Genomic DNA, 21299 nt, shown 5'->3' with positions numbered 1-21299 from the left:
CTGCCGGCATGACGCCCGCTCCGGTATCATGGCGCCTTTGCCCGCGAGATATTCATGCTCAGTCCCGACCAGTTCCTGGCCTTCCTGGCCGCCGCCGTTCTCATTACCGCCAGTCCCGGCCCCGACAACCTGATGGTGCTGGGCGTGGGCATGTCGCGCGGACGCCGTCAGGGCATGGCGTTCGGCCTGGGCTGCGCCCTTGGCTGCCTCACGCACACCGTGCTGGCGACCATCGGCGTATCGGCCCTGCTGGCCGCCTCGCCCACGGCATTTACCGCGCTGAAAGTGGCCGGCGGGCTATATCTGGTGTGGCTGGGCATCGGGGCCTTGCGCAGCCGCGGCGGCGCCAAGGTCGATGGCGCGGCGGCCTTGCCGGACGAATCGCTGCTGCGCCTGTTCGGCAAGGGCTTGTTTGCCAACAGTATCAATCCGAAAGTCGTGCTGTTTTTCCTGTCGTTCCTGCCGCAGTTCATCGTCGCGGGCCAGGGTAATGCCAGCTGGCAAACGGCGCAGCTGGGCCTCGTCTTCACGGCGCAGGCTTGCGTGCTGTTCGGCCTGCTCGGCTATTTTTCCGGCGCCGTCGGACACTGGCTGAACCGCCGTCCGCGCGCCGGCCTGTGGCTCGACCGCGTGGCCGGCACCATCTTCATCGGCCTAGGCTTGCGCCTGATCCTGGCGCGCTGAGCTCTTGCCTGGCGGTAATGCGAAACGCCAGTTCCATCTGATCCTGCACGGCCATGGCGCCGCCCAGCACGGCGAAGGGCACGATGCCGAAGTCGCTCTGTTTCAAGAGAAGGCTGCCGCTGGCCTGCAGTTGGCGGCCATCGGCCGATTCCTCAATCCGCACCGGCAATTGCAGCGTGCGCGTCACGCCATGCAGGGTGATGTCCGCCTCGAGCACTTCCTTGTCGCCCGTGCGGCGCGCCTCGATGTTCACCCACGGATAGCGTTCCGCCTCGAGCACGCGCACCAGCATGTTGTGGCGCGTGCCCGCGATGGCGTCGGCCGACGGCGTCGTCGTCAAGCCGGCCGCCTGGCGCAGGCCGGCTTCATCCACACTCATCTCGTCGAGCCGGAAGCGGAACTGCGCGCGTCCCGGCGCGGGCGCCACCACGCCCTGCAGGCTGCGGCTGGCCACCACGTGGTCATGCCCCAGCCGCGCCAGCGCGCCGCCGCGGCGCACGGTGATGGTCAGCAGGGATTCCTGCGGGGCGATGTGCAGGATGCGCACGCCTGGCTGTTGCCAGGGCGGCGCCTGCATGGCTGGCGCCGCTACTGGCGCGGCCGGGAGCGAGGCGGCGGGCGGCGGGGCGAACGGGCTGCAGGCCGCGAGCAGGGCGCAGGCGCAGGCCAGCAGCAGGCGGCGAGGGGCGTGGGGCATCAATGAGGACTCCTGGCAAAGGGATGGCGGTGGCGCAGGGCGCGATGGGGCGATAGTAAGCGATCCGGCACCGGTGCGATAGCCGCGACGCATGCGTGGCCGTTTTGCAAGACCAATTCCTCCAGCCGCATGCCCTGTCTTGCAGGGAAATGGACGTGAATGCCGCGGAATTGGTATTAACAGCAGGCGCCAGAAAATGAATGTGCGGCGGTGCAAAATCGAATGACGGGATTGCCGCGCATGCCGGGAAAAGGCGTATTCGAATTAATGCTGTTAATTAGCATTAATAGTTTCTTTTGAAAAACAAACTACGCGTTTGATAGTTTCGCATGATTATGTAAATGATAATTTAAATATAATGCCGAGCTAATCAGTATGCGGTAAAAATAGAATGTCGGTGTGACTACACGATGAATTCGATGAATGTGTTGTGAAATATCAACGAGATAATTTAATTTCATTGTTGGAAACAAAAAAACCACTGTTGTCGTACGCTTGAAGTGTTACTTGTTCATATAATCATGACAAATAAATGTCATTTTTATATTTGTCTGCATCTTGCAGCGGTACATTTCTTAGCGAACAACATGATCAAAACACACCAGGAAACGGCAGGCCGTTCCGGCCGCCACGCAGCTTTTTCGTCCGCCGGGCGCTATCTGGGGATGCTGGCCGCGCTTGTCGGCCGCGCCCGCCTGCCTCATTTTTCCAAGTGTCATGTTGCGCCGCTGGCGCTCGCTTCCCTGCTGCTGGGCGCCGCCGCGCCCGCCGCCGCACAGGTGTTGTGGGAGGATTACCGCGGCATCGAGCGGGTGCCGGCCAATCCGCCCGCGCCCAATTACAACAACGGTTTCAACGCGGGCAGCACGGGCCGGCTCGCCAGTCTGGCGGCGCTGGCCGCCAATCCCGCCGCCAACGCGGCGCGCACGGGGACGTCGGCGCAGCTGGACTGGGCCAATGGCACGACCGCCAATCCCGGGCAGTTATGCAACTTCGATACGCAGCAAACGTCGGCCGCCTGCCGGGCCTGGATCATGGGCCGCGTGATGTACACGCTGGTGGTGTTTCCCCAGGCGGGCAATTACAAATTCAGCGTCGCGCACGATGACGACGTGAAGGTGGATTTCTCGACCCAATATTCGACCAATTACCGCAATACCGTGTACAACGTGGCCGTGGGCAGCGTGGCCGAATATTCGAATAATGAAACGGATTTCCAGAATTTGGCCGGCAATTTCAATAGCGCCACGCCCGGCGGCTGTTATCTGGCCCGCGTCCTGTGGAATAACGTGGGCGGCATCAATTATTTGCACATGCGCTGGACGCGTCCTGACAATGTGACGGAAATTATTCCCGCTGCGCAATTGCGCGATCCCGGCCTGGCCAGTTCCTATGCCGACTGTACCAATAGCAAGACGGACCTGGCCGTCAGCAAGGTGGGACCTGCACAGTTTTCCGTCGGCAAGCCCCTGAGCTACACCATGAAGGTGTGGAACCGCGGCCCGGCCCTCAGCACGGGCGCCACCTTCAGCGATGTGCTGCCGGCTAGCCTGAGCAATGTCAGCTGGACCTGCGCTGCCAGCGGCAGCGCTTCCTGCGGCACGAAAACCTCGGGTTCGGGCAGCAACAACGTGAGCATTACCATGGGCAACCTGCCCGTGAATGGCGCCGTCAGCGACCCTACCGCGGGTGCCTACCTGACGGTGACGGTCACGGCCACGCCGGGCGACGCCGCCAGCATCGTGAATACGGCCAATGTGACCGTCTCGCCCAACGAAACGGATAGCGATCTGAGCAACAACAGCAGCAGCACCACGGCCACGGTCAGGACGAATACCTTGACGGTGCTCAAGGTGCTGGCGCCGGCCGGCGACAGCGGCCTGTTCATCATGAATGCCAACGGCACGGCCGGCGTGCAGGGCGGCAACGGCGCCACGGCCAGCGCCGTGGTGCGCGTGGGCAACCTCGCGACGTTTGCGGAAACCGGGGGCGCGGCCACCGTGCTGGCCCAGTACCAGAGCAGCTACAGTTGCGTGCGCACGGATACGGCGGCCGTCATTTCCAGCGGCGCGGCCAACGCGGGCAACTTCACCATGCCCGAGGCGCCCGTCACGTGTACCATCAGCAACCGCCGCCTGCAGGCGGACATGCAAGCCGTTACGACGGTGCCGGCCGGCCCCTACAATGCCGGTTCGCCCGTGACGGTGACGGGTGTGTGCACGAACAACGGCCCCGACAGCGCGGCCGCGCCCACCTGCGTGATGAGCGGCTTGCCCGCCGGCGCCACGGCCACCTGCAGCGCGCCCGTGTCGCCCTTCATTCCCGGCTCGCGCATCAATTGCAGTTCCACCTTCAACCTGCCCGCCAGCGGCAGCCTGACGATCACCACCACGGCCGGCGCGAGCACGCTGGACCCGATCCACGCGAACAACGTCGACAGCGACACCCTGGGCATCGTCAGCCCGCTCGTGCGCGTGCAAAAAAGCGTCGACAAGACCAGCGCCTTCATAGGCGACACCGTGCAGTGGACCTTGACGGCGAACAACACCGGCACGGGCGCCACCACGGCCATCCTGACCCTGACTGATACCTTGCCGGCCAACCTGGCCGGCATCGTCGTCACGCCCACGGCGCCCGCCACCTGCGCGCCGCTGGCCGGCAATACGCTCAGCTGCACCGTGCCGGCCGGCCTGGCGCCGGGCGCCAGCGCCCAGGTCAGCCTCACTGGCGTGCCGACGGCGGCCGGCAATTTCATCAACAGCGTGGCGCCGTCCGGCGGCAATGGCGCCAGCTGCGCCACGGCCGGCGCCTGCCAGACCACTACCGTGGTCAGCAAGGCGCTGGTGGACGTCACCACCACCCTGAACGGATTTCCCGGTTCGACGAATGCGGGCGATGCCATCAGCGGCACGGTTACCTACCGCAACATGGGACCGGGCACGGCGGAAAACGTCACGTACACGCTGCAATTGCCGCCCGGCTTGACGGGCGTGTCCGTCGGCGGCGTGACGGGTGTGTACAACGCGGGCACGGGTTTCATCGTCCTGTCGGGGCTGCCGCCGAACTTGGCGGCCGGGCAGGGCGTCACCTTCAATCTCAGCTATACGCAGCCGCCCACGAACACCTCGTTTGTCACCAGCGTGATCGGTACCTCTTCGGTCGAAGTGGCCAACGATTTGCCGAATACGGCCACCGTGATGGTGCCGGGGCCGAACGTGCGCGTCACCAAGGTGGCCGACAAGCTGACGGCCAACGTGGGTGAAAACATCACGTGGACGATTACGGCCAGCAATACGGGCAATATCGCCAACCAGGGCGTCGTGAGCCTGGCCGATCTGCTGCCGCCCAACCTGGTGGTGACGAACGTGGTGGCGGCGCCCGGGGTGACCTGCCCGCCGCTGGCGGCCTGGGTGGCGTCGAGCACCCAGACGTGCACCATCGCCGCCGGCCAGCTGGCGGCCCTGAACGGCAGCCGCAGCGTCACCATCACGGCGCATGCGACGGCGGGCGGCAGCCTGGCCAACCGCATCATGCCGGCCGGCCCCGATAATCCATCCTGCGCCACGGCGGAAAATTGCAGTACGGTCACTGCGATCACCAGCCCCAAGGTGGCGGTGACGAAAACCGTCGACCACGCCAGCATCAATATCGGCGCCACCCTGACCTGGAGCGTCACGGCGACCAATAGCGGCGATGGCGCGAGCACCGCGCCCATCACCCTGACCGACACCTTGCCGGCCAACCTGACGGGCGTGAACGTGGCGCTGGTCGGCAGCGCCACGTGCGCCGCGCCGGTGGGCAATACCCTCACGTGCACGGTACCGGCCGGCCTGGCCGCGAATGGCGGCGTGGCTGGTTTCACCGTCACGGCCCAGCCTGCAGCGGCGGGAACGTATGCCAACAGCGTCGTGCCGTCCGGCGCCGACAACCCGGCCTGCGCCACGCCTGCCGCCTGCGCCACCACCAGCACGGTGACCAGCCCCAGCGTGGCCGTGACGAAAGGCGTCGACAGGACCACCGTCAACCTCGGCGACACCATCACGTGGACCCTGAAAGCCATCAACAGCGGCAGCGGCCCCACGAACGGCCCAATCACCCTGACCGACACCTTGCCCGCCAACGTGGGCGCGCTGCAGATACTGCCCGTGGCGCCCGCCAGTTGCGGCGTGCCCGCCGGCACCACGCTGACCTGCACGGTGCCGCCTGGCCTGGCCAGCGGCATGCAGGCAACGGTGACCATCAAGGCCGTGGCGAATGCGGCCGGCACGGTGGCCAACAGCCTCGTGCCGGGCGGCGTCGACAATCCTGCCTGCGCCACGCCGGGCGATTGCCAGACCACCACCACCGTCACCAGGCCGAACGTGGCCGTGAAGAAGACCGTCGACAAGGCCAGCATCAACGTGGGCGACACGCTCACGTGGACCTTGACGGTGAGCAATAGCGGCACGGGCGCCAGCACGGGCGCCGTCACCTTGGCCGACACCTTGCCGGCAGGGCTGTCGAACGTTGTCGTCAGCCCGCAGGCGCCCGCCACCTGCGCGCCCGTGGCGGGCCAGAACCTCGCATGCAGCGTGCCGGCCGGCCTGGCCCCCGGCGCCTCGGCGAAAATCGTCGTCAGCGCCACGGTCACCGTGGCTGGCGCCGCCGTCAACAGCGTGCTGCCATCGGGTCCCGACACTCCCGCCTGCGTGCTGCCCGGCGATTGCGGCACCACCACCACGGTGGTCAAGCTGCTGGTCGACGTCACCACCACCCTGAACAATTTCCCGCCGAATACCCTGGCGGGCGACATGATTTCCGGCACCGTCACCTACGCCAACGTGGGACCGGGCCCGGCTGAAGGCGTCACGTACACCCTGCAACTGACGCCCGGCTTGAGCAATGTCACCCTGACGGGCGCCGTGGGCAGCTACAATCCCGCCACGGGCGTCGTCACCCTCAGCGGCTTGCCCGTGGGCCTGGCGAATGGCCAGAGCACCAGTTTCAACGTCAGCTACACGCAGCCGGCCGACAACCTGTCGATGGTGACGTCGAGCATCGCCACCACCTCGGTGGAAGTGGCGAACCACTTGCCGAACACGGCCACGGCAACCGTGCCCGGCCCCATCATCCGCGTGACGAAACTGGCCGACAAGACGACGGCCAACGTGGGCGAGACGATCACCTGGACCATCACGGCCACGAACACGGGCAGCCTGGCCAACCTGGGCGTGCTGACCCTGACCGACATCCTGCCCGCCAACGTGGCGGTGCTGTCCGTCACGCCGGGCGCGGGCGTCAGCTGTCCGCCGCTGGCCAGCTGGCTGGCCAACAGCGCGCAAGCGTGTACCGTCGCGCCAGGCCAGCTGGCCGCCGTGAATGGCAGCCGCAGCATCACCATCACGGCCAGGGGCACGGCCGGAGGCAGCCTGGGCAATAAAGTGCTGCCGAGCGGGCCAGACAATCCCGCCTGCGCCCAAGCCGCTTCGTGCCAGACGACGACCACCATCCTCAGCCCGCAGGTGGCCGTGCGTAAAACCGTCGACAAGAGCAATATCAACGTGGGCGAGGCGCTGACGTGGACGATAGCCGTGGCCAATACGGGCACGGGCGCGACCATGGGCATCGTCACCCTGACGGACACCTTGCCGGCCAACCTGACCCTGTGGCAAGTGTTGCCCGCGTCGCCCGCCACGTGCGCGGTGCCGAGCGGCAACCAGCTCGTGTGTTCCATTCCCGCCGGCATGGCGGCGGGCGCCACGTTGAATATCGTCGTCAAGGGCGTGGCCAATGCGGCCGGCGCCTATGTCAATACGGTGGTGCCGAGCGGTCTTGATAATCCCGTCTGCCCGCAGCCCGGCGATTGCAGCACCACCAGCACGGCCGTGAAACTGCTGGTCGACGTGACCACCACCCTGAACGGCTTTCCTGGCAGCACGCATGCGGGCGACACGATTGCGGGCACCGTCAATTTCAGCAATATCGGCCCCGGCCCGGCCGAAGGCGTGACGTACAGCCTGCAACTGGCGCCCGGCCTGGCCGGCGTCAACCTCGGCGGCGTGACGGGCAGCTACAACGGCGGCTCCGGCCTGGTGACCTTCAGCGGCGTGCCAGCCACCCTGGCGGCGGGGCAGGGCTTCAGCTTCCAGCTCAGCTATATCCAGCCTGCCAGCAACCTGTCGACTGTGGTCAGCCGCATCGCCACGACATCGACGGAAGTGCCGAACGACCAGCCCAACGTGGCCACCATCACCATGCCCGGTTCCATCATTCGCGTCAGCAAGACGACCAATAAGGCCGTGGCGAATGTCGGCGAGGAAATTATCTGGACGATTACGGCCAGCAACACGGGCAGCCTGGCCAACCAGGGCGCCGTGATCCTGACGGACTTGCTGCCAGCCAATATCGTCGTGACGAATGTGGCGCCCGACAGCGGCGTCACCTGTCCGCCGCTGGCCAGCTGGGTAGCCAACAGCAGCCAGAGCTGCAGCGTGGCCATCGGCCAGCTGGCGGCCGGCAACGGCCAGCGCCAGATCGTGCTGACCGGCAAGGCCAGCGCGGGCGGCAACCTGGCCAACCAGGTCATGCCGAGCGGTCCGGACAATCCAGCCTGCTTCCAGGCCAACAGCTGCCAGACGCAGACCACCATCACCAGCCCCAGCCTGGCGCTGAGCAAGAGCGTCGACAAGCTGGCCCTGAATATCGGCGACAGCCTGACATGGACGGTCACGCTGGCCAATAGCGGCACGGGGGCCAGCACGGCCGTCGTCACCCTCACCGACACCTTGCCGGCCGGCCTGGCGAATATCGTCGTCACGCCCGCCGCGCCCGTCACCTGCGCGCCGCTGGCCGGCAATGTGCTCACGTGCAGCGTGCCGGCCGGCCTGGCCGCCGGCGGCAATGCCACGCTGCAAGTGACGGCGCGCGCCGCCGCCGCTGGCAGCCTGGTGAATGGCGTCAGCGCCAGCGGCACGGATAACCCCGTCTGCCTGCAGGCGGGCGATTGCAGCACCACCAGCACCGTCAGTTCGCCGCTGCTGCACGCCAGCAAGACGGTCGACAAGACGGCGTCCAACGTGGGCGATACCCTGACGTGGACCTTGACCTTGCGCAATACCGGCACGGGACCGAGCACGGCCATCGCCACCCTGGCCGATACCCTGCCTGCGGGCCTGGCGAACGTGCTGGTGACGCCGGTGGCGCCCGTCACCTGCGCCGCACCGGCGGGCAATGTCGTCAACTGCAGCGTGCCGGCCGGCCTGGCCGCCGGCAGCGCCGCCACCGTCAAGCTGAGCGCCACGGCGACCCTGTCGGGCAGCCTCGTCAATGCGCTGCTGCCGGGAGGGCCGGACAATCCCGTCTGCGCCGTGCCCGGCGATTGCCAGACCACCACGGTGGTGTCGAAACTGCTGGTCGACGTGACCACCACCCTGAACGGCTTTCCCGCCAGCAGCAATGCGGGCGACGCCATCCGCGGCGTGGTGACGTTTGCCAACGTGGGGCCGGGCGTGGCGGAAACGGTGACTTACAGCTTGCAGCTGGAAGCGGGCCTGAGCGGCGTATCGCTCAGCCCCGTCAGCGGCGCGCCCGGCATCAGCGGCGTCTACAACAGCGCCACGGGCATGTACGTGCTGAGCGGCTTGCCGGCCACCCTGATTGCGGGGCAGAGCGCCAGTTTCAACCTGTTCTACACCCAGCCGGCCAGCAACAGCTCGCGCATCACCAGCGTGGTGGGGACCAGTTCCACGGAAATCGTCAACGACTTGCCGAATACGGCGACGACGAACTTGCCCGGTCCCGTGATTCGCGCCAGCAAGACGGTCGACAAGGTGAACGCGGCCGTCGGCGATATCCTGACCTGGAGCATCACGGCGACGAACTCGGGCAACTTGCCGAATCAAAACGCCGTCGTCATCGCCGACGTGTTGCCCGCCAATATCGTCGTGCTCGGCGTGACGCCCGATGGGGGCGTGAGCTGTCCGCCGGCCGCCAGCTGGACGGCAGGCAGCGTGCAGTCATGCACGATTGCGGCAGGTCAATTGGCCGCCGGCAATGGCAGCCGCAAGGTCGTCATCACGGGACGCGGCACTGCGGGCGGCAGCCTGTCGAACCGCGTCGTGCCCAACGGTGGCGACAATCCCGCCTGCGATACGGCCAGCGCCTGCCAGGCCACGACGACCCTCGTCGCGCCGCAAGTGACGGTGCGCAAGAGCGTCGACAAGGGCAATGTCAGCGTGGGCGACTTGCTGACCTGGACCATTACCGCCAGCAATGGCGGCACGGGCGCGACCAAGTCCGCCATCGTGCTGACCGACAACCTGCCAGCGGGCGTCAGCGGCGTGCAAGTGCTGTCCACGCAGCTGGCCACCTGCGCGCCCGTGGCGGGCAATATCGTCACGTGCAGCGTGACGGCCGGCCTGGCGCCGGGCGGACAGGCGCAAGTGGTGCTGCGCGCCACGGCCAGCGCGGCCGGCGTGCTGCAGAACACGGTCTTGCCTAGCGGCCCGGACAATCCTGTCTGCGCGCAGGCGGCGGACTGCAGCACCACCACCACGGCCATCAAGCTGCTGGTCGACGTGACCACCACCCTGAACGGTTTCCCCGGCACCACCAGCGCCGGCGACCAGATCAACGGCATCGTCAGCTACAGCAATGTGGGTCCCGGCACGGCCGAGAACGTGACGTACAGCCTGAAACTGGCGCAAGGCCTGATGGGCGTGACCCTGAGCGGCGCGGCCGGCAGCTATGACGCCGTCAGCGGCATGCTGACGGTGACGGGCTTGCCCGCCAGCCTGGCGGCCAACGAATTGCACAGCTTTGGCCTGTCGTATATCCAGCCGGCCAGCAATGTGTCGACCATCGTCAGCATCATCGCCACCAGCTCGACGGAAGTGCAGTACGACTTGCCGAACACGGCCACGGTGACCATGCCTGGTCCCGTGATTCGCGTCAGCAAGACGGCCAACGTCGGCAATGCCAACGTGGGCGACAGCATCATCTGGACCATTACCGCCATCAACAGCGGCGGCGTGGCCAACCTGGGCGTGGTGACCCTGGCGGACATCCTGCCGCCGAACCTGACGGTGCTGGCGGTCAACGCCGATGCGGGCGTGACGTGCCCGCCGTTGGCGAACTGGGTGGCGAACAGCGTGCAAAGCTGCAGCATTGCTGCTGGTCAATTGGCTATCGGCAATGGCACGCGCAGCGTGCGCGTGACGGCCACGGGCACGCTGGAAGGCGTGCTGTCTAACCGCGTCATGCCGAGCGGACCCGACAATCCAGCCTGCGCGCAGGCGAACAGCTGCGAATCGAGCGTCGTGCTGACGGGACCCAAGGTAGCGGTGCGGAAAAGCGTCAACCGTGCCAGCGCCAATGTGGGCGATACCGTCGTATGGACCATCACGGCCAGCAACACGGGAACCGGCCCCACGCGCGCCGTCATGACCCTGGTCGACACCTTGCCGGCCGGCCTGGCGAATGTGGTGCTCACGCCCGTGCGCGCCACATGCGCGCCCGTGGCCGGCAATGTGCTCACTTGCAGCGTGCCTGCCGGTCTGATCGGCAATGGCGGCGAAGCCAGCGTGGAAGTGTCGGCGACCGTCACCCAGGCGGGCGCGGCGCTCAACCGCGTCGTGCCGTCCGGGCCCGATGCGCCGCTGTGCCTGTCTCCGGCCGATTGCCAGACCACCACCAACGTCACCAGCCCCAGCGTGATGGTCAAGAAAGTGGCGGACAAGGCCAATGCCAGCATCGGCGATACCGTCAGCTGGACCATCACGGCCACCAACAGCGGTAGCGGCGCCACCACGGCGGCCATCACCTTGACGGACGACCTGGCCGTCAGCCTGGCGGAGATCGTCGTCACGCCTGCCGCACCGACCACGTGCGCGCCGCTGGCGGCGAATAAACTCGTCTGCACGGTGCCGGCCGGCCTGGCGCCGAATGCCGTGGCCGCCGTCACGGTGAGTGCGAAAGTGGCGGCCAGCGGCACCCTGAGCAATACCATCGTGCCGACAGGTCCCGACTTGCCGCGTTGCGCGCAGGCATCCGATTGCACGGCCGTCACGGACGTGGCGAATCCCGCCATCGGCGCGGCGCTGGGCGTGGGCAAGGTGACCCAGCTGTCGGCCAAGGTCTTCAACGTGCCGTACACGGTGGTGATCCGCAACGTGGGCAAGGGCGCGGCGCAAAACGTGCAGGCGCTCGACAGCCTGCGCGCCGCCTTCCCCGAACCGGTCGCGTGCCGCATCGTCGCGCCGCCTGCCGCGCCCGCCATTGGCGGCAGCCGGCAGTTGGCCGTCAATCCGGGCTTTACGGGCGGTTGCGGCGGCAGCGACTTGCGTTTGCTCAATGGTGATGCGGCCTTGGGCGAGGGCGAGTTGAGCGTCATTACTTTCACTGTGGAAATCACGGTGCAGGATGCGACCTTGCCGCAGTACAACAACAGCGTGTTTGCCAGCGCGCTGGGCGGCAATGTCGCCAACGGGGGCGGCGCCATCAGCGTGCCGCCCGCCCCGGCGGCAGGCGTGATCGCCGCCAACCCCACTTACACGCCGCCCGTGGGCAGCCTCGTGTTCGATGCGTCCAACAATGGCGGCAGCCATGCGGGCGCCGTGGCCACGGCGGCGGAGGTGGCCGCGCTGGCGGACAAGGTCGATCCCAACCGCAACGGCAATGCGTCGGATACCGTGGGCGGCGTCGCCTTCACGGGCGAAGACACGCCCACGCCCGTAGTGTTGCTGCGGCAAGTGGTCGATGTCATCAAGGCCGTGTCGGCGCAGCAGCAGGTCGATGCCAGCAAGTTCGAGATCAGTTACACCGTGCAGGCGGCCAACCGCTATCCTGCCGGTTACCCGACCTCGACCATGGTGCAGGTGGCGGAAAACCTGAAGGCCGTCTTCCCCACGGCCACGAACGTCACCTTCAAGCCGGGCAGCCTGGCCGTCACGGCGCGGCCCGCCGGCGCCACGGCTTGCGCGGCGAATGCCGACTTCAACGGCGTCACCGTGTTTGGCTTGCTGAGCGGCCAGGGCGACTTGCAGCCGCAGGAAAGCTGCAACATCGTCTTCACGGTACTGGTCGACTTCGGCAGCGTGGCGGCGATTCCCACCGTGCCGCAATTGAACCAGGTGTATGCGAGCACCATGCTGGGCACGGATGGAAGCGGGCGCAACATCGGCCACAGCTACAGCGGCGCCGGCGGGATCAGCACGCCGGTGGCGCCGGCCAGCGTGCTGGCCCTGGCCAGTTCGGCCGACACCTTGCTGCTGCCGGCCACGCCAGGCGCCACGCCGCCCAGCTTTACGCCCGTCGTGTTCAACACGAAGGACAAGCCGATGTTGTTGATCAGCAAGAGCGTCAACAAGACCCAGGCCGAGATCGGCGACAGTCTGCAATACACGATCGAGGTGAAGAACACGGGCCTGGCGACGGCGTTCGGCGTCAGCGTGCTCGATAAATTGCCGGCCGGCTTCCGCTACATCGACGGCACGACCACGCGCAACAATGTGCTGCAGCCCGATCCTTCCGGCAAGCCCGGTCCCCAGCTGAGCTTCAAGCTGGAATCGCTGGCGCCGAACGCCAGCGCCAGCTTCCGCTACCGCCTGCGCGTGGGCGTCGGTTCGCTGCAGGGCGACGGCATCAACCGGGCCCAGGCAACGACCACCAACGGCCCGCCCTCGAACGAGGCGCGCGCGAAAGTGAAGGTGACGGGCGGCGTGTTCACGACGGATGCCTGCATCGCCGGCAAGGTGTTTGTGGACTGCAACAACAACCACGTGCAGGACGGCGAGGAACTGGGCATCCCTGGCGTGCGGCTGTACATGGAGGATGGCACGAACTTCACCACGGACGTGGAAGGCAAGTACAGCTATTGCGGCATCACGCCGAACAGCCACGTGATCAAGGTCGACGGTTCGACCTTGCCGCGCGGCAGCCGCATGATGGAAGCGTCGAACCGCAACCTGGGCGACCCGCACAGCCTGTTCCTCGATACCAAGAACGGCGAGCTGCTGCGCGCCGACTTCATCGAGGGTTCGTGCTCGAATCCCGTGCTCGAGCAAGTCAAGGCGCGCCGCGCGCAGGGCGAGGTGCGCAGCGTGGAAAGGGAGGGCGGCAAGGGAGGGGGCTTGAGCTTCAGCAGCCAGCCGGCCGCCGCGCCGGCCCAGGCAACGGACAGCGCCAACCAGCCTGTCGTCGCACCGCGCGTACCTGCCGCCGCGCCAGCCGCAGGAGGCAGCCATGCGCAATAAGCCTCTTCCACCTTACTTGCCGCTCGCCAATGCTGCTAAAGAGAAACAAGCCATGAAGAGAACTCTCCCCGCGCCCCGGCGCATGGCGGCCGCGCTGGCCCTGCTGGCCTTGCCGGCGGCCAGCCTGGCGCAACTGCCCTTGCCGGATGGTGCGGCAAGCTCCGCCGTGGCGGCGCCATCCTTCCTTGCCGGCAAGGTGGGCGCCACCGATTACGCCATCAACCGGGGCGTGGCGCGCATCGCCGTCGAGACGGACGGGAACGGCGTGCCGGCCGATGGTCAGAGTCCCGTCAAGGTGACGGTGAGCCTGTTTGACGAGCAGGGCCAGCCCCTGGCGGGCAAGGCCTTGCTGACCATCGAAGCCAGCGGCGGGCGCATCCTGCTGCCCGGCGCCCGCACCGATGAACTGGGCCCGGAGCGGCGCGACGCCGACAAGGTCACGCCCGGCACGCAGCTGGCGGTGGAAAACGGCGTGGCGACGTTCAGCCTGCTGGCTCCCGCCACGCCGCAGGACGTGTTGCTGCGCGTGTCGGCCGGCAGTGTGGCGGCGCAGGGCACGATCAGTTTCTTGCCGGAACTGCGCGACATGCTGGCCGTGGGCTTGATCGACGGCATCATCAGCAAGCGCAGCCTGTCGAGCAGCGACATTGCGCCGTCGCGCTTCAACGACGGTTTCGAGCGCGACATCCAGCGCTGGAGCCGCGCTTTTAATAATGGCAAGGCCAACGTGGCGGGCCGCGCGGCGATGTTTTTGAAGGGAACCATCCGTGGCGACGCCTTGCTGACGGCCGCCTACGATTCGGACAAGGATACGCGCGCGCGCCTCTTGCGCGATGTCAATCCGGAAGAGTTCTATCCCGTGTACGGTGACAGTTCCGTGCGCAATTTCGACGCCCGCTCCAGCGACCGTTTATATGTGCGCATTGACCGGCAAAAAAGCTATGTGCTGTACGGCGACTTTGCCACGGGAGACGGCTTCAGCCAGATGACGGGCGGCGGCGCCGTGGCCAGCTTGCAGCAGAGAAAACTGGGCCAGTACAACCGCACGGCCACGGGCGGCCGCGGCCACTATGAGCAGGATGGCATCGTCGCGAATGCCTTCGCCATCAACGATAGCCTGAAGCAAGTGGTGGAAGAGTACCGGGCGAACGGCACGTCGGGGCCGTTCGCCGTGCGCAACAACAATGCCATCGAAAACTCGGAAAAGATCGAGATCGTCGTGCGCGACAAGAATCAGAACGGCAATATCGTGCAGGCGACGCAGTTGCGCCGCTTCGAGGATTACAGCTTCGAGCCGTTCAGCGGGCGCATCCTGTTCAAGCAGGCGATCCCCGCGCTGACACCGAATGGCGACCCGCAATCGATACGCATCAGCTACGAGGTGGACCAGGGCGGCGAGAAATTCTGGACCGTAGGCGTGGATGGACAAGTGCAGCTGGGCAAGATGGTCTCGCTCGGCGGCTCGGCCGTGGAAGACAGGAATCCCTTGTCGCCGTACAAATTGCATAGTGTCAACGCGGGTGTGCGCCTCGGCGAGCACAGCCTGCTGGTGGTCGAGGTGGCGCGCACCACGTCCACCAGCTACAGCGCGGGCGGCAGCATCTACACGACGCCGTCGGGCCAGGCGGGCGAGTTGCGCGATGAAGTCAGCGGCAATGCGGCACGGGTCGAGTTGCAGCACAAGGATGACAAGCTGGAAGCGAAAGCCTTCTGGAGCCGTTCCGACCAGGATTTCAACAACACGGCGGCCGGCATCACGGGCGGGCGGGGCGAGGCGGGGCTGAAAGCGGGCTACAAGCTCAGTCCCGCCGTCACCGTGTATGGCGAGGCCATCCGCAGCGACGAGCGCAGCACGGATGCCCGCCGCGATGCGCAGCGCCTGGGCGTGGCGTGGAATGCCAGCGAGCGCTGGCTGCTCGATGTGTCCGTGCAGCACATGAAGGAGAGCGGCGGCATGCCGTCGACGGCCGGCATCGCGCCGAACACGTCGCCGCTGGGCACGGGCTTGAATCCCACGGGCGGCTTCTTCGGCAACGGCACGGCGAACACGGCCATCGACCCCGTCACGGGCGGCAGCATCACCACGTTTGCGCCGATCAATCCCGGCGTGGGCGCGGGCGCGACGGTGCCGCTGGATGCCACCACCGTGCGCCTGGGCGCGCAATACAAGGCCACGGACCGCTGGACCCTGAATGGCGACGTGGAAAAAAGCATAGCCGACGCGGACCAGCACCGCTACGGCCTGGGTGCGCAATACCAGCTGGCCGAACGCAGCCGGCTGTATGCGCGCTATGAAAACCAGACGGGGCTGGCGTCCGCGTATTCGCTCAATCCGGCCGACCGCAGCACCAGCTTTGTCGCCGGCGCGGATACGGGCTACATGCCGGGCGGCACCGTGTTCGGCGAGTACCGCATGCGCGACGCCATGGATTACAGCCTCAGCAACCAGCGCGACTTGCAGCTGGCGTCCGGCTTGCGCAACACGTGGAACCTGGGCGAAGGGCTGGCGGCGAACACGAATGTGGAATACCTGAAAGTCATGAACGGCCAGCAACAGCAAGCCGTGGCCGTGGCGGCAGGCTTCGACTATGCCGTCAATCCTCTGTGGCGTGGCTCCGTCAAGCTCGAGTACCGGCGCCTGTTCGACAGCGACATCGCGCCGGGCAACCAGCGCCAGGATCAATGGCTCAATACCATCGCCTGGGCGCGCAAGCTGAGCCGCGACTGGACTTTGCTTGCACGCAACTACCTGCTATACACGCGCAACAACGACGACGCCAGCGGCGCGCCCGTGGGCAACGTGCTGCAGGACCGGGCGCAACTGGGCTTTGCGTGGCGTCCCGTCGACGACAACCGTTTCAACGGCCTGGCCCGCTATGAGTACAAGACGGTGCGCGACCAGTCGCAGATCGATGGCGACAATTACCGCGCGCATATCGTTTCCACGCACCTCGATTACCACCCCAGCCGTCCGTGGTGGTTCACGGGTAGGGTTGCCGCCAAGCACAATAACGACAGGAACCTGCCCGCCGGGCAAGAGAAGTACACGGCGTGGCTGTTTTCCGGACGCACCGTGTACGACATCAGCAAGAACTGGGACATCGGCGTGCTGGCGGCCGTGATGGGCAGCCCGCAAGGGGGCAGCCGCCAGTGGGCCAACGGCGTCGAAGTGGGCTATCTGCTGGCGCAAAACCTGTGGCTGTCGGCCGGCCACAACTGGTCGGGCTTTTCCGACCGCGACCTGACGGGCGCCGACTACACGGCCCGCGGCCCCTATTTGCGCCTGCGCTTCAAGTTCGATGAAAACTTGTTCAAAGGCAAAGACGCCACCATCAACCGTACCCTGGCCCGGCCATGAAAGCTACCATGACTCCTTCACTGATACCGACGATGACACCGATGATGACCACGACGATGAAACTGCTGCCGCTGGCCGGCCTGCTGGCCATGGGCCTGGCCCGGGCGGCTACGCCGACCCTGCCGGCGGCGCCGCTGGCCATGCCCCAGCTGCGCATCAGCGACCAGGCCGTCTCTGCCGACCAGCAGGCGTACCGGCTGCTGCAGGAGCGCATCAAGAAGCTCAACGACGGCGGCGTGCGCGTGGGCGACTATTACCTGTCCAAGGCGCAATGCTGGCTCGACGTATCGTTCCACGAATACACGCGCAACGACCGCTCGGCCTTTCCCCTGCAGGCGCTGCAGGAATCGGCGAAGATCGTTGCCGCGCTGGAAGACGGCAGTACGCCCAATCCCGGCGATGCGACGCCGCTGGTAAACGACGCCACGCGCTTGCGCGATGACCTGTGGGCCGGCTTCGGCAAGTTGCGCGCCTCGCCCGGCTTCGCCTGCGCGGCGCAAAAGGTGGCGTGCGGCGAAGTGGAACTGGCGCATGCGGGCAATGAATACAAGCAGCAGGGCTGGCGCCACGCGAACCCGTACGTGCAACTGGCCGAGGATGCGCAGGCGGCCGCCCAGTCCGCCGCGGCATCCTGTCCCGCCGACCAGCCGAAGCGGGTAACGCCGCCGGACATCTTGCCGCCGCGCATCGAGCATGAACGCATCACCCTGGACATGGACGCCCTGTTCCGCTTCGACAAGGCGGGCGCGGCCGACGTGCTGCCGCAGGGCATCGAGAAAATCCGCGACCTGGCGGCGCGCCTGAAGCAGGGCTATGTGCAGATCGATACGCTGTCCGTGACGGGGCACACGGACCGTCTGGGTTCGGACAGCTATAACCAGGCCTTGTCCGAGCGGCGCGCCTTGACGGTGAAACAGTTGCTGCGCGAACAGGGCATCGCCAATGTTATCAGCGCGTATGGCAAGGGCAAGGCGGAACCCGTCGCCGCTTGCGAGAAGGTGGCGCCGGGCGCGGCCCTGATCGCCTGTCTGCAGCCGAACCGCCGCGTGGAGATCGAGTTGACGGGTATCAAGAGTTCCGCAAAGGAGGGCGGCGCACCTTAGCGCTACGTCATAAGGCGGTCATATGCCGCTGTTATGATGCTTTTGTTGGCACACAGCATGCGGTGCGCAAATCACTACGTTCCGGGAGCGATAGGATGCAGGCATGACTCAACAGCTTAGCCGGTGAGCTCAACCATCGGCACCAGACAGGCCGGCGCAGCGTGAAATTGCTGTGATGGCAAGGCATGCAGGGTGAAAGCGGGAAAATGAAGGGACTTTAATGAAGTCCTAAGCCTGACTAAGTGAAGGACTGGCATAGTGGATACATGGCGCACGGAAACCCCGGGCGCAAGGTTGCCGGACACCTCAATGACCGGCACGATTTCCACTTTTTCATGTGTTTTCCGTTTTATCCCTGCGCTCTGAAACAGCGTTTCAACCGGCTGCCGCGACTTGCGAAGCCGGTTTTTTTTGCCCGGATTTTCGTGCAGGGCCGGAAAATGCCCGGCGCCGCCATACTGCGGCGCCGGGCGCGGGCGCTTAACCCGTTTGCTTGGCCAGCCATGCATCGACGGCCGGCAGGCGCTCGGTACGCACCTTGATGCGGTACTTGATGCCGGCCACGGAACTGTCGGCGTCGCCGCGCGCGCTGGCCGGCAGGTTGGCCTGCGCATACGCTTCCAGCTTGGCGATCATTTCCGGCTGCGCCGAGCCGGCGGCCAGGCGCGGGAAGTAGCGGCTGCGCGAACTGGCGTCGATGCGCGCATTGACTTGCTCCAGGTGCGCCAGCGCGAAGTCGAACGCCAGTTCCGGATGCCTGCGCGACACGCGCGAAATCATGGCCGGGCTGTTGGTCACGCCCGGTTCATCCGTCAGCGCCAGCGCCAGCGCGCGCTGCGCCAGGGCCGCGTCGTCGGTCGAGGCCAGCAAGTCGTACAGCTGGTTCTTGACTAGCGGCGTCTTTTCCTGCTGCGCCCTGGCGTGCAGCTGTTCCCAGGTGGCGGCGTCCGCATGCTGGGCCACGACGCCCAGGATGGTGCGGCGCAGCGGCGCGGGCATGGCGGACGGATCCTGTTCGCTGGCCGCGTAGCGGCGGCGCGCTTCCGCGATCACGCCGGGCTCGCCCATGTCGCCGAGGATGGCAATCAGGCGGCCGCGCAGGGTTGCCACGCTCGATGCTTCGCCCGCGCGCGCTTCCCAGCCCGTCTGCGCCATCATCGGCGCCAGGCGCGCCATGGCAAAGCGGGCGAAGGCCTGCTGTCGTGCCGTGTCGCCTGCATACTGTTCATACAGGCCGTTCAGCGCGCCAGCCACGCGGCCCAGCACTTGCGGGTCGGCCGACAGGGGCGTGGCCTTCACCAGTTCCAGGAAAGCGGCCGGGTCTTGCAAGCCCGCCATGCCCAGCGACTGGCTGTCCGCCAGCAGGCCCAGCTGGTCGATCGGCGCCAGGAGCGCGAAGCTGCCCGCCAGCGCGTGCGTGCCGGCCGGCGCGTACAGGGTGCGGTAGTAGCCGCTCTGGCCCGCGTTCACCAGCAGGGCGCCGCAACCGGGCACGTTCAGGGTGGCCTTGCCATTCTTGACCAGCACGCGGGCCAGCTTGCCGTTGCCGACCGTCGACGCGATGACGGGCACTTTCCACGACAGCGGTTTCTTGTCCGGCTGGTCCTTGGAAAATTCCGTCTGCGTCAGGGTCACGCGCGTATTGCCGTTCCTGCACACGGCGTCGCCCACGGTGATCATCGGCACGCCCGGCTGCAGGGTGAAATCATGGGCGATGGCGCTGACAGGCTTGCCCGCGGCCGCGTCGACTTCGCGCCACAGGTCGTTGGATACCGTATTGCCATACGCATGCTTGCGCATGTAGCTGCGCACGGCCGTGCGCCACGTGTCGGCGCCCACGTACGCTTCGAGCATGCTGATCACGGCCTTGCCCTTTTGATAGGTGATGCCGTCGAAGGCCTGGCTGGCCTGTTCCACGGTGGCGATGCGCTGCACCACCGGATGCGTGGTGAGCAGCGCATCCTGGCTCATGGCCGATTCGCGCCCGCCCACGTTGGACAGGGCCGTGTTCCATTCCGGGTGTAAACGCTCCGTGGTGCGGCTTTCCATCCACGAGGCAAAGCCTTCGTTGAGCCACAGGTCGTCCCACCAGCGCATGGTGACCAGGTCGCCGAACCACTGGTGCGCCATTTCATGCGACAGGGTGGTGTAGATGTTTTCCTTGTCCGACTGGGTCGAGATGGCCGGGTCGAGCAGCAGGCCGTATTCGAAGGTGAACACGGCGCCCCAGTTTTCCATGGCGCCGAAGAACTGGCTGCGGCCCGGCGCGGCGATGTTGTCGAGCTTGGGCAACGGGTAGCGCACGCCGAAATAATCGTTGTATTCGCGCAGCAGGGCGGCCGACTCGTCGAGCGCGAAGCGGCTTTGCGCCAGCGCGCCCTTCTTCGTGATGACGCCCAATTCCGTGCCGTCGGCCATCTTTGTCGCCCGTTCGAAGTCGCCCAGGCCTAAGAACAGCAAATACGTCGACATGCGCGGCGTAGTGGCGAAATACACGTGTTTCATGCCATTGCCCAGTTCTTCGCTGCTGGCGATCGGCATGTTACCGACGGCCATCTGGCTGCTCGGGACGACCACGTCCAGCGCGAAGGTGGCCTTGTAGTCCGGTTCATCCCACGACGGCAGCATGCTGCGCGCGTCCGAATTCTCGAACTGCGTGTACAGTGCGCGCTGGCGTCCTTGCGGCGTGTCGTAGTCGAGCGAGAACAGTCCCGTGGCCTGCGTGCCGATCTTGCCGGTGTAGTCGATGCGCAACAGGTACTCGCCCTTGGCCAGCGGCTCGGCGAAATGCACGGTGGCCGTCTGCTTGTCCGCGTCGATATCGATCTTGCGCGTCACCTGCTTGCTGCCGCCCGCGCCTTCGATGGCGGCGGCGGCAAACGCCAGGTTCAGGGCATTGAAAGTGATGCTGGCCGTCGGCGTGTCGACGGCCACCTTGATGGCGGCTGCGCCCTTGAAGGTGGAGGCGGCGGCGTCCGGCGTGATCGACAGGATGTAGTGCAAGGGCGTGACGCCGCGCGGCAGCTGCGTGGTGGTGCCAGGGGAGTGGCTGGCCGAGGCGTATTTGGCGGCCGGTGCGGCGTGGCCCGGGGTAAAGGCGGCGACGGCGGCCAGGGCCAGGACGGCGGCGGCCAGTTGGCTGCGGCGGAAACGCGGAGTCGGTGTGCGATGCATGGTATGCCCTTCGTTCATGGGTAAAACGCCCGCCGGCCGGGTAGGCTGCGAGC

The 21299-nt window shown here is 66.4% G+C and carries 7 protein-coding genes; 4 read left to right on the top strand and 3 right to left on the bottom strand.

The annotated features are described in order from the left end of the window. Positions 1 to 54: 54 nt before the first annotated feature. A complete protein-coding gene (locus O3301_RS23005; protein WP_251348108.1) occupies positions 55 to 684 on the top strand; it encodes a LysE family translocator in 630 nt (209 codons plus the stop codon). On the opposite strand, the gene O3301_RS23000 is transcribed toward O3301_RS23005, so the two are convergent. Beyond that, positions 647 to 1381 (bottom strand): YceI family protein, encoded by a 735-nt coding sequence (locus O3301_RS23000; RefSeq protein ID WP_305057597.1) that lies wholly within the window; start codon positions 1379 to 1381, stop codon positions 647 to 649. The two genes, O3301_RS23005 and O3301_RS23000, sit on opposite strands and share 38 nt — an antisense overlap. 587 nt (positions 1382 to 1968) lie before the next feature. On the opposite strand from O3301_RS23000, the gene O3301_RS22995 reads away from it, so the two are divergent. From O3301_RS22995 to O3301_RS22985, 3 genes are read left to right on the top strand one after another with little or no spacing between them, the layout of a single operon-like run. Continuing rightward, entirely contained in the window at positions 1969 to 13611 is an 11643-nt protein-coding gene (locus tag O3301_RS22995) for a hypothetical protein (RefSeq protein WP_305057596.1), read from the top strand. A 52-nt stretch (positions 13612 to 13663) separates the two neighbouring features. Further along, entirely contained in the window at positions 13664 to 16969 is a 3306-nt protein-coding gene (locus O3301_RS22990) for a hypothetical protein (protein WP_305057595.1), read from the top strand. Between the two features lie 8 nt (positions 16970 to 16977). After that, positions 16978 to 18072, top strand: a complete 1095-nt coding sequence (locus tag O3301_RS22985) for an OmpA family protein (protein WP_305057594.1) — start codon at positions 16978 to 16980, stop codon at positions 18070 to 18072. A 116-nt stretch (positions 18073 to 18188) separates the two neighbouring features. On the opposite strand, the gene O3301_RS22980 is transcribed toward O3301_RS22985, so the two are convergent. Further along, on the bottom strand, positions 18189 to 18581 hold the full coding sequence (locus O3301_RS22980) for a hypothetical protein (protein ID WP_305057593.1): 393 nt from the start codon (positions 18579 to 18581) through the stop codon (positions 18189 to 18191). Then, positions 18553 to 21246, bottom strand: coding sequence for a M1 family metallopeptidase (locus O3301_RS22975; RefSeq protein ID WP_305057592.1), 2694 nt, complete (start codon positions 21244 to 21246; stop codon positions 18553 to 18555). The genes O3301_RS22980 and O3301_RS22975 overlap by 29 nt, the downstream gene beginning before the upstream one ends. Between the last annotated feature and the right edge of the window lie 53 nt (positions 21247 to 21299).

It is taken from the genome of Janthinobacterium sp. SUN211, assembly GCF_030587315.1.
Classification (GTDB): Bacteria; Pseudomonadota; Gammaproteobacteria; order Burkholderiales; family Burkholderiaceae_D; genus Janthinobacterium; species Janthinobacterium kumbetense.
Note: the sequence above shows the minus strand (reverse complement) of the source record. Positions and strands in the feature narration are given on the sequence as shown.